The 13,030-nt window shown below is 69.1% G+C and carries 8 protein-coding genes; 4 read left to right on the forward strand and 4 right to left on the reverse strand.

The window, feature by feature from the left end:
- Window positions 1-39: 39 nt before the first annotated feature.
- Window positions 40-1,362 (reverse strand): MFS transporter, encoded by a 1,323-nt coding sequence (locus tag A3AG_RS0126465; RefSeq protein WP_026164491.1) that lies wholly within the window; start codon window positions 1,360-1,362, stop codon window positions 40-42.
- A gap of 63 nt (window positions 1,363-1,425) precedes the next feature.
- Entirely contained in the window at window positions 1,426-2,601 is a 1,176-nt protein-coding gene (locus A3AG_RS0126470; protein ID WP_018008305.1) for a M20 aminoacylase family protein, read from the reverse strand.
- Window positions 2,602-2,723: 122 nt separating this feature from the next.
- On the opposite strand from A3AG_RS0126470, the gene A3AG_RS0126475 reads away from it, so the two are divergent.
- Window positions 2,724-3,683 carry a LysR family transcriptional regulator gene (locus A3AG_RS0126475; RefSeq protein WP_018008306.1) on the forward strand — a complete coding sequence of 320 codons (960 nt, stop codon included), beginning with the start codon at window positions 2,724-2,726 and terminating at the stop codon, window positions 3,681-3,683.
- 102 nt (window positions 3,684-3,785) lie between these two features.
- On the opposite strand, the gene A3AG_RS0126480 is transcribed toward A3AG_RS0126475, so the two are convergent.
- Complete coding sequence (locus A3AG_RS0126480) at window positions 3,786-4,406, reverse strand: flavodoxin family protein (RefSeq protein WP_018008307.1); 621 nt, start codon at window positions 4,404-4,406, stop codon at window positions 3,786-3,788.
- Window positions 4,407-4,717: 311 nt separating this feature from the next.
- On the opposite strand from A3AG_RS0126480, the gene A3AG_RS0126485 reads away from it, so the two are divergent.
- The 3 genes from A3AG_RS0126485 to treF all read left to right on the forward strand — a co-directional run bounded on the left by A3AG_RS0126485 (window position 4,718) and on the right by treF (window position 10,351).
- Window positions 4,718-6,907, forward strand: a complete 2,190-nt coding sequence (locus A3AG_RS0126485) for a TonB-dependent receptor family protein (RefSeq protein ID WP_018008308.1) — start codon at window positions 4,718-4,720, stop codon at window positions 6,905-6,907.
- Window positions 6,908-7,008: 101 nt separating this feature from the next.
- Window positions 7,009-8,433 (forward strand): multidrug transporter subunit MdtD, encoded by a 1,425-nt coding sequence (gene mdtD / locus A3AG_RS0126490; RefSeq protein ID WP_018008309.1) that lies wholly within the window; start codon window positions 7,009-7,011, stop codon window positions 8,431-8,433.
- Window positions 8,434-8,560: 127 nt separating this feature from the next.
- Window positions 8,561-10,351 (forward strand): alpha,alpha-trehalase TreF, encoded by a 1,791-nt coding sequence (gene treF / locus A3AG_RS0126495; RefSeq protein WP_035849787.1) that lies wholly within the window; start codon window positions 8,561-8,563, stop codon window positions 10,349-10,351.
- Window positions 10,352-10,907: 556 nt separating this feature from the next.
- Here the strand turns inward: treF and A3AG_RS0126500 are convergent.
- On the reverse strand, window positions 10,908-12,896 hold the full coding sequence (locus A3AG_RS0126500) for a ligand-gated channel protein (protein WP_018008311.1): 1,989 nt from the start codon (window positions 12,894-12,896) through the stop codon (window positions 10,908-10,910).
- Window positions 12,897-13,030: the final 134 nt, after the last annotated feature.

Below are 13,030 nucleotides of genomic sequence, written 5' to 3' on the forward strand. Positions count from 1 at the left end.
CCGGGGAATATGGGCAATCCGTCCCGGGCTGGCATTGACTCAATTCAGTCGCTTGCCCGCAGTCTCGGGCACCATCGCCAGCCCGACCAGTGAAATCAGGCCGCAGCCGATCACATAGAGCGCCGGCGCACTGGCATTGCCGGTCAGGTCGATCAGCCAGGTGGCAATCAACTGGGCAAAGCCGCCGAATACCAGCACGCCGATGCAATAGACCACCGACAGCCCGCTTGCGCGGATGCGGCGCGGGAACAGCTCAGTGATCAGCACCACCGACGGCACCGTATTCAGCACTAGCAGCAGCGCCAGCACCGCGACCACTGCCAGCAGCATCCCCAGCGACGGCCGCGCGTTAAGCAGCATGAAGGCAGGGTAGATCAGCGCCAGCATGGCCACGCGCGACCACAGGATGGCGGGCTTGCGGCCGATGCGGTCCGACAGCCGGCCGGCTTGCGCAGACAGTGCCACCTGCACCAGCGCGGCCACGCAGCCTGCAGCCATGCTGAGCCCGAGCGGAATCTTCAGCACCGTTGCCGCGTAGCTGGTCATGTAGTGCAGCACGATATAGGTTGCCGAGGTGCCGCCGATTGTTACCAGCACGCCGGCAACCACGACGCGCCCGTGCGCACCGAAGATCGCGGCCAGGCCGGCGCGTTCATGCCCCGGCGCGCCGGCGGCCGGCGTCCCCGCGGTTTCCTCCAGGTGGCGGCGAATATAGAGACCCAGCGGGATGACCAGGATGCCGATGGCAAACGGCACGCGCCACCCCCAGCTTTGCAGCGCGTCGGGCGACAGCCCGTTGGTCAGCGACAGCCCGACGACCGCGCCCAGCAGCACGCTGACGCCCTGGCTGAACAGCTGCCAGCTGCCGTAGTAGCCGCGCGAGTGGTCATCGGCGTACTCCATCAACAGGGCCGTCGAGGCGCCGACTTCGCCGCCGAGCGCGAAGCCCTGCAGCAGCCGCGCCAGCACGATCAGCAGCGGCGCCGCCATGCCTGCCTGCGCGTAGGTGGGCGCGACCACGAACAGCAGCGAACCCAGCCCCATCAGCCACAGCGTCAGCGCCATCGCCGGCTTGCGCCCGACACGGTCGGCATAGAGCCCGATCAGCAAGCCGCCGAGCGGGCGCGCGACAAAGCCCACGCCAAAGGTCGCCAGGGACAGCATCAGCTGGCCAATGCCGCCGGAAACCGGAAAGAACAGCTTGCCGATCAGCACGGCGAAGAAGCTGTAGACCGTGAAATCGTAGAACTCGAGGCCATTGCCGATGGTGATGGCGGCGATCGCGCGGCGGCGGGGCGCGGCGCGCGGGACCGGCGCGACGAAGGCGCTGTCCACAGGCTGCGCGGGAAGTGGTGTCGACATGCAGTGTCTCCATGAAGGGTGGCGCCGGCCTGCGGGCCGGTCTTGGCGGATGGCGGGCGCGGGTCAGCCCAGGTAGCGCTCGACCAGCTTTACCCAGTAGGTGGCCGCGAGCGGCAGGCAGTCGTCGTTGAAGTCATAGCCGGGGTTGTGGACCATGCAGCCGCCCTCGCCCTCGCCGTCGCCGTTGCCGACGATCAGGTAGCAGCCCGGGCAGGCTTCCAGCATGAAAGAAAAATCCTCGCTGCCGGTCAGCGGCGCCATGTCTTCGATCAGGCCGTCCGCGCCCAGCCAGTCGCGTGCGACCTCGCGTGCAAAAGCGGTGATGGCCGGGTCGTTGACCAGTACGGGGTAGCGGCGGTCGTAGCGCACTTCGGCGGTGGCACCGAAGCTCTCGGCCTGCGCATGGGCCAGCGCGGTGATGCGTGCCTGCAGCAGGTCGCGCACGTCGGCCTTCAGCGCGCGCACCGACAGGCGCAGCTCGGCGCTTTCCGGAATCACATTGGGCGCCTTGCCGGCTTCGATCGCGCCGACGGTGACGATCGCCATGTCGAGCGGATTTACGTTGCGCGCCACCACGGATTGCAAGGCCATCACCATCGATGCGCACGCCACCACCGGATCGACGGCCCGGTGCGGCACCGCGCCGTGGCCGCCGCGCCCGCTGACGCGGATCGTGACGGTGTCTGATGACGCCATGAACGGCCCGCCCAAAAAGCCGAACTTGCCGGTGGGGTGGCCGGGCATGTTGTGCAGCGCGAAGACCGCGTCGCACGGGAACAGGCGAAACAGGCCGTCGCGGATCATCTCGCGGGCACCGCCCATGCCCTCCTCGGCCGGCTGGAAGATGACATGCAGCGTGCCCTGGAAGGACTTGTTTTCAGCGAGGTAGCGGGCGGCGGCCAGCAGCGTGGCGGTATGGCCGTCGTGGCCGCACGCATGCATCTTGCCGTCGAGCTTGCTGGCATAGGGCAGGCCCGTGGTTTCCTGGATCGGCAAGGCATCCATGTCGGCACGCAGGCCGATGGCGCGGCCCTCGCCATGACGCAGCGTGCCGACTACGCCGGTGCCGCCCAGGCCGCGATGCACGGCATAGCCCCAGCCCTGCAGGCATTTGGCCACGAGGTCGCTGGTGGCAAATTCCTCGAAGCCCAGTTCGGGGTTGGCATGGATGCGGTGGCGCAGGTCCACCATCGCTGCTTCGATAGCGCGAATGCCGGGCAGGACGGGATCGGGTTGCATGGCGTCTCCGGGAGGTGCTGGCGGGGAATGGTGTGGACCGATCTTATGCAGCGCCCGCATGAGCCGCCAGCCGCAATACTGTTATCCTGACAACCAATGGTTGTCACCTTCCCGGAGCCCCCATGCCGATGAAACTGCACCAGATCCAGGCCCTTGTCGCGGTGGCCGATGCCGGCAGCATCCGCGCCGCCGCCCGGCTGGTCGGGCTGTCGCAGGCGGCGTTGACCAAGGCGCTGCGCGAGCTGGAAAGCGAGGCGCGCCTGCCGTTGCTGTCGCGCACCGCCAGCGGCGTGGCGCTGACCGAAGCGGGGCAACGCATGCTGGGACATGCCAGGCTGGTGGTCGGGCAACTCGCCCGCGCCAGTGAAGAACTGGCTACGCTGCGCGGCGAAGGAGTGGGACGGGTGAGCCTGAGCGTCACGCCGTGGGTCATGCTGACGTTCCTGCCGCGCGTGCTGCTGCGCTTTCGCGAGCGCATGCCCGGCGTGCAGGTGGAGATCTTCGAAGGACTGACCGCGGTGGCCTTGCCGCGCTTGCGCGAAGGCACCCTCGACTTCGCGGTGGGGCCGTTTACGGCGGCGATGTCCACGCAGGAATTCGAATGCGAGCCGTTGCTTGCCTATGACTCATGCGTCATCGCGCGGCGCGGGCATCCATGCGCGCAAACGCGCTCGCTGCACGGGCTGCTGGAGCAGGACTGGGTCGTGAACTACACCGCGGCCAGCTACGAACCCTTTATGCGCAACCTGTTCTGGCAGCATGAGGCGCGCATCGATCCCGCCCGCCTGCATTGCGCGCATTCGACCGCATTGCTGCTGGAGTTAGTGCGCAATGCCGGCATGATCAGCTATTGTCCGCAGCCGCTGCTGCTGGCCGAGCCGATGCGGGGCTGGGTCCAGGCCCTGCCTCTGGCCGAGCGGTTCGAGACCAGCCGGCTTGGCATCATTACCCGCCATAACGCCATGCGCAGCCCCGCCGCGCAATGCTTCACCGACTGCCTGCTGGAGGAAATCCGGCGCCGCGCGCGTTCGGCGGCGCAGCGGGACATCGAGTTGTTCGATGCGCTGCAAGTCCTGTATTGAGCGCAGGGCCGTCGCAGGAATCGGGTCTCGGACAGCGGGGCCAGTGCCACGCTTGCCGGCCGGGCAGGGGCTTGCGCCCGGCTGGCCCGGCCCTGAGCGGCCTCAGGCCGCTTCCTTCAGCGCCGCCAGCGCCTGCCGGCCCGCGACCAGCTGCTGCGCCACTTCGGCGACGCGCGCACCCAGGTGTTCGGCGGTGCGCAGGTCGGCCGGCGGCGGCGCCACCTCGGCGCTCACATCCGCATCCGACTGCGCCGCCGCGCCCAGGAAGAAGCCGTGGCGGTTCAGCGAGTCCTCGCTCGACTTGGAATTGTTGTGGCCCGGGGGCAGGCCCAGGTTGACCCAGTGCATGCCGTGCTGCGCCGCGAAGATGGCGATCTGCTGCAGCGTGGCCAGCTTGTCGCCGGAGCGCGAGGCCGCGTTGGTAAAGCCTGCGGCCACCTTGTTGGCCCACTTGCCGCCCTTGGCGAACACGTTGCGCGAGGTCGCGTCCATGAAGCCCTTGAACTGGGCCGAGGCGCTGCCCATGTAGGTCGGCGCGCCGAAGATGATGGCGTCGACCTGTTCCAGGGTGTCCCAGTGCTGGTCGATGTCCTCGACCGGGATCAGCAGGCTTTCGGCGCCCGCGACGCTTCCGGCGCCGCGCGCGACGGCCTGGGCCTGGCGGGCGGTGTGGCCGTAGCCGCTGTGGTAGACGATGGCAACGCGGGTGGAGGCGGTGGTCATGATTGTCGATCCTTTTGATTTCGAAAATCTGAATATCGATATGCTGCGTTGCCTCGGTGAGAGTTTGCGGGCGGCAGCGGCTGGTGAAGGAAGTGTAGGGGCGTGAAGCGCCGCTGGCAGGGCAGAATCCGCAACCAGTTGTTGAAATTTTCTGAACTTGAGTTCGCGGGTGGCCCCGGCGCCGGTCCACGGGTTTTCCCGGCGCCGCGGCGCGTAGCCACCGCGCTGCGGCCGGGATAAAGTTGCGCCATATCCACCCCGCCCGGGCGCTGCCCGACTCCGCGCCCCACCCGCAACCGCTCCCGATTCCCATGAACCCAGGCGGCAGGCAGATCCCGGCGCTGCGGCAGCAGCGCCGTTCCCGCTCTTGTTTCCACCCGGCTTGCCGGCTCGCGTGCGCGGCGCTGGTGCTGGCCGGCGCCGCGGCGCGGGCGGCTGACGCGCCCGGCGCGGCCGTTGCCGTGGCCACCGGCGAGACCCTGCCGGACGTGGTGGTCAGCGCCACGCGCAGCGAGCAACGCCGCTTCGACGCGCCCGCCGCGGTTGACAGCGTGCCGGTCGACCCGCTGCGCAGCGCCACGCCGCTGGTGAACCTGTCGGAGGTGCTGGCCGGCGTGCCGGGCGTGGCGGTGCGCGACCGGCAGAACTATGCGCAGGACCTGCAGCTGGCGGTGCGCGGCTTCGGCACGCGTTCGACCTTCGGCGTGCGCGGGGTGCGCCTGTATGTCGACGGCATTCCCGCCACCATGCCGGACGGGCAGGGGCAGGCGTCGACGGCCGACCTCGCCAATGCCAGCCGGGTCGAGGTGCTGCGCGGCCCGTTCGCGCAGCTGTATGGCAATGCCTCGGGCGGGGTGGTGCAGGTGTTCTCCCCCGATCCGCCCACGGACGGGTTCACCGGGCGCGTTTCGACCGGCTTCGGCGCCGACGGCCAGTGGCAGGCCGGCGTGGCGCTGGCCGGCGGCAATGACCGCCTCGGCGGCTCGCTCGACGCGTGGACCTACCAGACCGACGGCTATCGCGAGCACAGCGCGGCGCGCCGCTACCAGCTCAATGCCAGGGTGGTGGCGCAGCCCGCCGGCGGCACGCGCGTGACCGGCCAGTTCAACTACTTCAACCAGCCGCTGGCGCAGGACCCGCTGGGCCTGACCCGCGCGCAGGCCGATGCCGATCCGCGCCAGGCCGTGGCCGCGGCCACCCAGTTCGATACCGGCAAGACCGTCGAACAGGCCCAGGCCGGGGTGGTGGTGGACCACCAGATCAGCCGCAGCGACAACGTGTCGGCACGGCTGTACGGCGGTACGCGCAACCTGTACCAGCGGCTGGGCTTCAGCGGCGCCGCGCCCAACTCATCCGGCGGCATCGTCGACCTGGACCGCACGTTCGGCGGTGCCGCGCTGTCGTGGAGCCGGCGCACCACCACTGCCGCGGGTCTGCCCTTGCTGTGGAGCGCCGGGATCGAAGCCAACGGCATGCGTGACGGCCGCAACGGCTACGTCAACCAGAACGGCACGCAGGGGGCGCTGCGCCGCGATGAAACCAATACCGCGACCGACCTCGGCGCCTTCGCGCAGTTCGACTGGACTTTCCATCCGGCCTGGCAACTGGTAGGCGGGGCGCGCGCCAGCCGGGTGCGGCTGGGCATCGACGATCATTTCATCACCGCGGCCAGCCCCGACGACAGCGGCCACGCCAGCTACAGCAATGTCAGCCCGGTGCTCGGCGTGGTCTGGCATGCGCTGGATTCGCTCAATGTCTACGCCAACCTCGGCCGGGGCTTCGAGACCCCGACGCTGACCGAGGTCGCCTACGGCCCCGGCGGCGTCGGCAGCAACCTGGGTTTGCAGGCCTCTACCAGCCGCCAGGGCGAGATCGGCATCAAATGGCAGGCGGCGGGGCAGCGGCTGGAAGCGGCGCTGTTCGACGCCGACAGCCATGACGAGGTGGTGCCGCAATCGAACAATGCCGGGCGCACCGTTTACCAGAATGTTAGCGGCGTGCGCCGGCGCGGCCTGGAGCTGGGCTGGCGCGGCGGCTTTCTCGATCAGGTCGGCACGCCGGGCCAGGGCGGCGGCAGCCGGATCGAGGCAGGACTGGCCTATACCTGGCTCGATGCGTACTTCGGCGACGGCTTCATCAACGCGCAGGGGCTGGCCGTGGCGGCAGGCAACCGCCTGCCCGGCACCGCGCGCCACAGCCTGGCCGCCGACCTGTCGTGGCGGCCGCTCGCGCCGCTGACGCTGGGGGCCGAGCTGCGCGTCGACAGCCGCGTCTATGCCGACGACCTCAACACCCAGGCGGCCCCGGGCTACGCCGTGATCAACCTGCGCGCCGGCTATGCCTTGCGTATCGGCACGACGCGTTTCTACCTGTTCGGCCGCATCGACAACCTGGCGGACCGGCGTTACATCGGCTCGGTCATCGTCAACGAGGCCAACGGGCGCTACTTCGAGCCGGCACCGGGCCGGCGCTTCTTCATCGGGCTGCGCGCCGCGCTGTAAGCGGGGCGCCGATTGCCTCGGCCGGCGTTGCCCTTTAAGGTGTCGGCTTTGGCCGACGCGCACCGGGTCACCGCGGCGCCGGCCGGACCCGGAGCCGCACCATGACCTCGCCCGCGCCCGACAACCGCACCCGCCGCATCATGCTGTGGGTGGTGGCGGTCGGCTTTTTCATGCAGACGCTGGATTCGACCATCGTCAACACCGCGCTGCCGTCGATGGCGCATAGCCTGGGCGAGAGCCCGCTGCGCATGCAGTCGGTGGTGATCGCCTACTCGCTGACGATGGCGGTGATCATCCCGGCCTCGGGCTGGCTGGCCGACCGCTTCGGCACCCGCAACATCTTCCAGACCGCGATCGCGCTGTTCGTCGCCGGCTCGCTGCTGTGCGCCTACGCGCCGACGCTGAACTTCCTGATCGGCGCGCGGGTGGTGCAGGGCGTGGGCGGCGCGATGCTGCTGCCGGTGGGGCGGCTGTCGGTGCTGCGCACCTTCCCGCGCGAGCAGTACCTGCAGGCGCTCAGCTTCGTCGCCATCCCCGGCATGATCGGCCCGCTGATCGGCCCCACGCTGGGGGGCTGGCTGACGCAGGCGCTGTCGTGGCACTGGATCTTCCTGATCAACGTGCCGGTCGGCGTGCTGGGGGCGCTGGCCACCGTGCGCTACATGCCCAATGCGCGGCTGTCCGGCGTCGGCCGCTTCGACATCGCGGGCTACCTGCTGCTGGCTACCGCGATGCTGGCGCTGTCGTTCTCGCTCGATGGCCTGGCCGGGCTGGGCTTCCAGCACGCCACCGTGCTGATGCTGCTGATCGCCAGCATGGCCGCGCTGACCGCCTATGGTCTGCACGCCAACCGCCGCAAGCAGCCGCTGTTCCCGCTGCGGCTGTTCCGCATCCACAGCTTCAGCGTCGGGCTGCTGGGCAACCTGTTCGCGCGCATCGGCAATGGCTCGATGCCGTTCCTGATCCCGCTGACGCTGCAGGTCAGCCTGGGCTATGCGCCGCTCGACGCCGGCCTGATGATGCTGCCCGTCACCGCGGCCGGCATGGCGTCCAAGCGGCTCGCCACGCGGCTGATCCAGCGCCATGGCTACCGGCGCGTGCTGGTGTCGAACACCTTCGTGGTGGGGCTGGTGATGGCGGCCTTCGCGCTGATCACGCCGCAGCTGCCGCTGTGGCTGCTGGTGCCGCTGCTGGCGTTGTTCGGCATGGTCAATTCGATCCAGTTCACGGCGATGAACACGGTCACGCTGAAGGACCTCAGCGGCGCCGGCGCCAGCAGCGGCAACAGCATGCTGTCGATGGTGCAGATGCTGTCGATGAGCCTGGCCGTGACCGCGGCGGGGGCGTTGCTGGCAACGTTCCAGCACCGCTTTGGCGGCGATCCCGCCGCGGTGCTGCCGGCCTTCCATGCCACCTTTGTCTGCATGGGGCTGATCACCTGCGCGTCGGCCTGGATCTTCATGCAGCTGGGCATGCGCGAGGCGGCGCCGGCGATCCCGGTGCAGCACGGCGAGAAGGAGGTGTAGCGGGAGCGGGCTGGCCCCGGCGTGGCATATGCGCCGCTTTGCGGCGCGGCGGCGAACTTACCGTGCGCGCTGCGGCTCCTACCTCTATCCCATCGGAGCCGGCCGCGGCCGGTACAAGGAGGCGTCCATGCGGCCGACCGGCAAGCCCGATCCCGAATCCCCGGTGCCGCCGTTGCACGGCGCCGCCAGCGGCAGCACGGTGCCAAGCAGCGCCCCGGCCACGCCCGACGGGGCCGGCGCCGTGGCCGGGCCGGCCGCGGCGCCCGGCAAGATCCATGCGGCGGCGCAGCCCGCCTGGATCACGCACCGCGACTGCCCGCCGCCGCACACGCTGCCGGGCTGTGCCTGCGCCGACGTGCTGTCGCCCGCGGCGCGCTATTGCGAGCTGTTTGTCGACGTCCAGCACAGCGGCCTGTTCGCCGACAGCAAGACCTTCCCTGACTGCATTCCCAACTGCGACCCGGAACTGATCGTGGCACGCTATCGCGAGAGCCGCGACACGCCCGGCTTCTCGCTGGGGGATTTCGTGCAGGCGTACTTCACCCGCGCCACCGTGCCGGAAAGCCACTATGTATCCGATCCGGCCAGCACCCTGCGCGAGCATATCGACGGCCTGTGGCCGGTGCTGACGCGCGCGCCCGTGGCCCATCCGCCGCTGTCGTCGCTGTTGCCGCTGCCGCACCGCTACGTGGTGCCGGGCGGGCGCTTCGGCGAACTTTATTACTGGGATTCCTACTTCACCATGCAGGGGCTGGCCCGCAGCGGGCACGGCGACCTGATGGTGGAGATGACGCGGAATTTCGCCTACCTGATCGACACCTACGGGCTGGTGCCGAACGGCACCCGCAACTACTACCTGAGCCGCTCGCAACCGCCGGTCTTTGCATTGATGGTGGACCTGCTCGAACGCGAGCAACTGGCCAGCGCGCTCGACTTCCTGCCGCAGTTGCGCCGCGAATACGCGTTCTGGATGGACGGCGCCGACGGCCTGTGCCCCGGCCATGCGCACCGCCGCGTGGTCTGCCTGCCCGACGGCGCGCTGCTCAACCGCTACTGGGACGATCGCCCATGGCCGCGCGAGGAGGCCTTCCTCGAAGACATGGAGACCGCGCTGCGCAGCGGCCGGCCGCACCATATGGTGTTCCGCGACCTGCGCGCCGCGGCGGAGTCGGGCTGGGACTTCAGCTCGCGCTGGCTCGATGCGCCCGACCCGCGCGCCGGCCAGCCCGCCGACCTGGCCACCATCCGCACCACGGCGATGCTGCCGGTCGACCTCAATGCGCTGCTATGGCACCTGGAAACGCGGCTTGCGGCGCTGTGCGAGCAGGCCGGCGATGCCGCGGCGCAGGCTTACCGCGCCGCGGCGCAGCGGCGCGAGGCGGCCATCCTGCAATATCTGTGGGACGGCGCCGCGGGTGTCTTCGTCGACTACGACTGGTGCCGCGGCGCGCCGCGCCGGTACCTGACCGCGGCCACCGTAATGCCGCTCTATCTCGGCCTGGCCAGTGCGGCGCAGGCGCAAGCGGTGGCGCGGACACTGCAGGACCGGCTGCTGGTCGACGGCGGCCTGGCCACCACGGAGTGCACCTCGGGCCAGCAATGGGACCATCCCAATGGCTGGGCGCCGCTGCAATGGCTGGCGGTATGCGGCCTGGAGCGCTATGGGCACGAGGCCCTTGCGCGCGAGATCGCGCAGCGCTGGCTGGCCACTGTGGCCAGCCTTTACACCCACGAATGCAAGCTGGTGGAGAAATACCGCATCCGGCATATCGAAGGGGCCGCCCAGGGCGGTGGCGGCGGCGAGTATCCGCTGCAGGACGGCTTTGGCTGGACCAATGCGGTTGCCGGGGCGTTGATGGCACGCTACGGCGAGGTGCCGGCAACGTGCCGCGCGGAAGATGGGGGGGCTTCGCGGTGAGCGTACCGTGCTCGCGGTGAGTAATTGGTTGCTGTTGGTGACATGCTGTCGGCGATCGAACCGCCTGGCTCCGCCCTGCTGGGCGGGTCACCTTTTTGGCCGAGCGCCAAAAAGTAGCCAAAAAACGCGTCGCCTAGGCGGCTGGCTAAGGCGGCGTTGGTGGTTCGAACGGTGTTGACTGGCGGTCCGGCGGTTGGTGGTTCCACCCTGCTGATTGCTACCTGGAGGTGCCTGGCGTTCGGGGGCGGATGGACGAACCCGACTTTAGGTCGGTGGCCACCTACTAACGGCGTTATTGGTGGGACGCCTTCGGCTGCGCTGCGCGCGCTCCCTATCTCAGGTCTGCTGCTTTGGCACGGAGTGCGTCGCTGTGCTCGCACGCGTTGTCGCGGGCGAGCCCAAAGGATTTTCGCGTCCCGCTTGTCTGCTGCCCTCTCCCGCTTGCGGGAGAGGGCGGAAGCCTCAACGAAGTCGAGCCTTCAACAGCCTCGGAGGCCGAGACCGTCAGCGCCAGGCGAGCGGCGACGCGTACGTGCCACAACCCAAAACCCCTCCTTCAAAATTTGACCGCCACGCTCATCCAGTAGCGCCGGCCGTCCTCGACATAACCGTAGTCGGCGTAGTTCACCTGCTTGTCGAACAGGTTGTAGATGCCGGCGAACACCGACACGTTCCTGGTCACCGCGTAGGTCGCGCCCAGGTCGACGAAGGTGTATGACGGCGCCACCACGGTGCTGGAAGACGGCCCGGTGATCGGCTGGCTTTCCTTGCCGCGGTAGTTGAGGCGGGCCCAGGCGTTGAGCTTTTCCGACGGGCGCCAGTTCAGCGTGGCCACCAGCAGGTGCATCGGCAGCTGGTTCAGCGGCTGGCCCTGGTACTGCCCGGTCTTCTGTTCCGAGCGGGTATAGGTGTAGCTGCCGGTCAGCGACCACGCCTGCGCGATGGGCCAGCGCAGGCTGGCTTCCACGCCGCGCGAGTAGGCGCGGTCCACGTTCATGTACGTGGTCGGGGCGGCGCCGAACTGGTTGGGGCCGTCGGTGCATTGCGTGAGCGGGCAGGCCACGCGCGTGATCTTGTCCTTGAAGTCATTGTTGAACAGCGTCACGCCCGCCTGCAGGCCGTTGCCCTTGTCGTAGAGCAGGCCCAGCTCCTGCGACACCATGGTCTCGGGCTTCAGGTCCGGGTTGCCGTACATGTTGCCGCCGCGGCTGGTCTGGCCCCAGCCGGCCACGGTCTGGCGCAGGTCCGGCGCGCGGAAGCCGCTGGACACGCCGCCTTTGACGGTCCAGCGCTCGGCCGCGTGCCAGACGCCGTACAGGCGCGGGCTGTAGTGCTGGCCGAAGTTCTGGTCATGGTCCATGCGCACGCCGCCGGTCAGCGCAAAGCTCTGCGCCAGGCGCCATTCGTCCTCGGCAAACAGGGCCCACTGGTAGCGCTCGACCTGGTTCGGGCCGCCCGCGATCTGGTTGCCGGTCTGGTCGTTCAGGCGCTGGTTCAGGTATTCGGCGCCGACCGACAGCATGTGCCTGCCCAGCGGCATGGCCCAGCTGGTGCGCGCATCCAGGTTCTTGATCTTCATCCGGCGGCTGCGGTTGTCGAACTCCTCCTGCTGGATATAGCTGTCGGAGACGCCGAAGCCCCAGCGGCCGGTGTGCGACAACGCGTACTTCTCGCTGCGGTAGTCGGTCTCGGACGAGGTGGGGCAGCCGGTGCGCGGGCACGGCGTGCCGGGCGGCAGCGGGAGCACGGTCTTGCCCACGGTCTCGCTGCGTTGCTGGCGCATGCCGGTGGCCTCGAACACGATGTCATGCTGGCGCGTGGGCGTCAGCGCCAGCTTGGCGGTCAGGCTCTCGGCGCGGCGGCCGCGGAAGCCGTATTCGATGTCGTCTTCGATGCGATGCGTGCTCTGGCCGTACAGCTGCAGGCCCAGCAGGTCGCTCTTGAGCGGGCCGGCCAGGTAGAAGTTGCCCTGGTACTGGTTGCCCGAGTCGCTGTGCTGCTGCAGCGTGGCGTCGCCGCGCAGCTCGCCGGTCCATTGCTTCGGCACCTTGCGCGTGATGATGTTGACCACGCCGCCCATGGCATCGGACCCATACAGCGATGACATCGGGCCGCGCACCACCTCGATGCGCTCGATCGCGGCCAGCGGCGGGGTCCAGCTGCTCTCGACGCCGGACGAGTCGGAGTTGGTGCGGGTCTCGCGCGAACTCTGGCGCTTGCCGTCGATCAGCACCTGGGTGTACTTGGCGCCCATGCCGCGCAGGCTGATGTCGGTGCGGTCGCCGCCGCCGCTGACGATCACGCCCGGCACTTCGACCAGCGCGTCGTTGATGTCGCGGTAAGCCTTGTTTTCCAGTTCCGAACGCGTGACCACGCTGATCGACGCGGGCGCATCGCGGATATCCTGCGCGCTGCCCGCCGCGGTCACCACCACGGTGGCGAGGGTGGCGTCCGCCCCGGGCTCCTGCGCCTGGGACCAGGCCCCCGTCATGCCCGAGGCCGCGCAGACCGCGGCCAGCCCCTTCGTCCATTGCGCCCTCGGCATGCCCCGCGGTGTTGCCGCCCCAGCCACTGACCGTGCTGCCGCCCTCGATGCCAAACCGCTTCCGGCGGCCTGCCTGTCCTTCATTATTTTCCCCACTGCATGCAAATAACAATCATTCTCATATTAGAATTCGA

The organism is Cupriavidus neocaledonicus, from assembly GCF_000372525.1.
GTDB classification, from domain to species: domain Bacteria; phylum Pseudomonadota; class Gammaproteobacteria; order Burkholderiales; family Burkholderiaceae; genus Cupriavidus; species Cupriavidus neocaledonicus.

What these genes read in the sequence shown, in the direction of transcription:
- A3AG_RS0126475 (WP_018008306.1), top strand. Translation starts at nt 2,724, where the DNA reads ATGCCGATGAAACTGCACCAGATCCAGGCCCTTGTCGCGGTGGCCGAT.
- A3AG_RS0126480 (WP_018008307.1), bottom strand. Translation starts at nt 4,406, where the DNA reads ATGACCACCGCCTCCACCCGCGTTGCCATCGTCTACCACAGCGGCTAC.
- A3AG_RS0126465 (WP_026164491.1), bottom strand. Translation starts at nt 1,362, where the DNA reads ATGTCGACACCACTTCCCGCGCAGCCTGTGGACAGCGCCTTCGTCGCG.
- A3AG_RS0126485 (WP_018008308.1), top strand. Translation starts at nt 4,718, where the DNA reads ATGAACCCAGGCGGCAGGCAGATCCCGGCGCTGCGGCAGCAGCGCCGT.
- A3AG_RS0126500 (WP_018008311.1), bottom strand. Translation starts at nt 12,896, where the DNA reads ATGCCGAGGGCGCAATGGACGAAGGGGCTGGCCGCGGTCTGCGCGGCC.
- mdtD (WP_018008309.1), top strand. Translation starts at nt 7,009, where the DNA reads ATGACCTCGCCCGCGCCCGACAACCGCACCCGCCGCATCATGCTGTGG.
- A3AG_RS0126470 (WP_018008305.1), bottom strand. Translation starts at nt 2,601, where the DNA reads ATGCAACCCGATCCCGTCCTGCCCGGCATTCGCGCTATCGAAGCAGCG.
- treF (WP_035849787.1), top strand. Translation starts at nt 8,561, where the DNA reads ATGCGGCCGACCGGCAAGCCCGATCCCGAATCCCCGGTGCCGCCGTTG.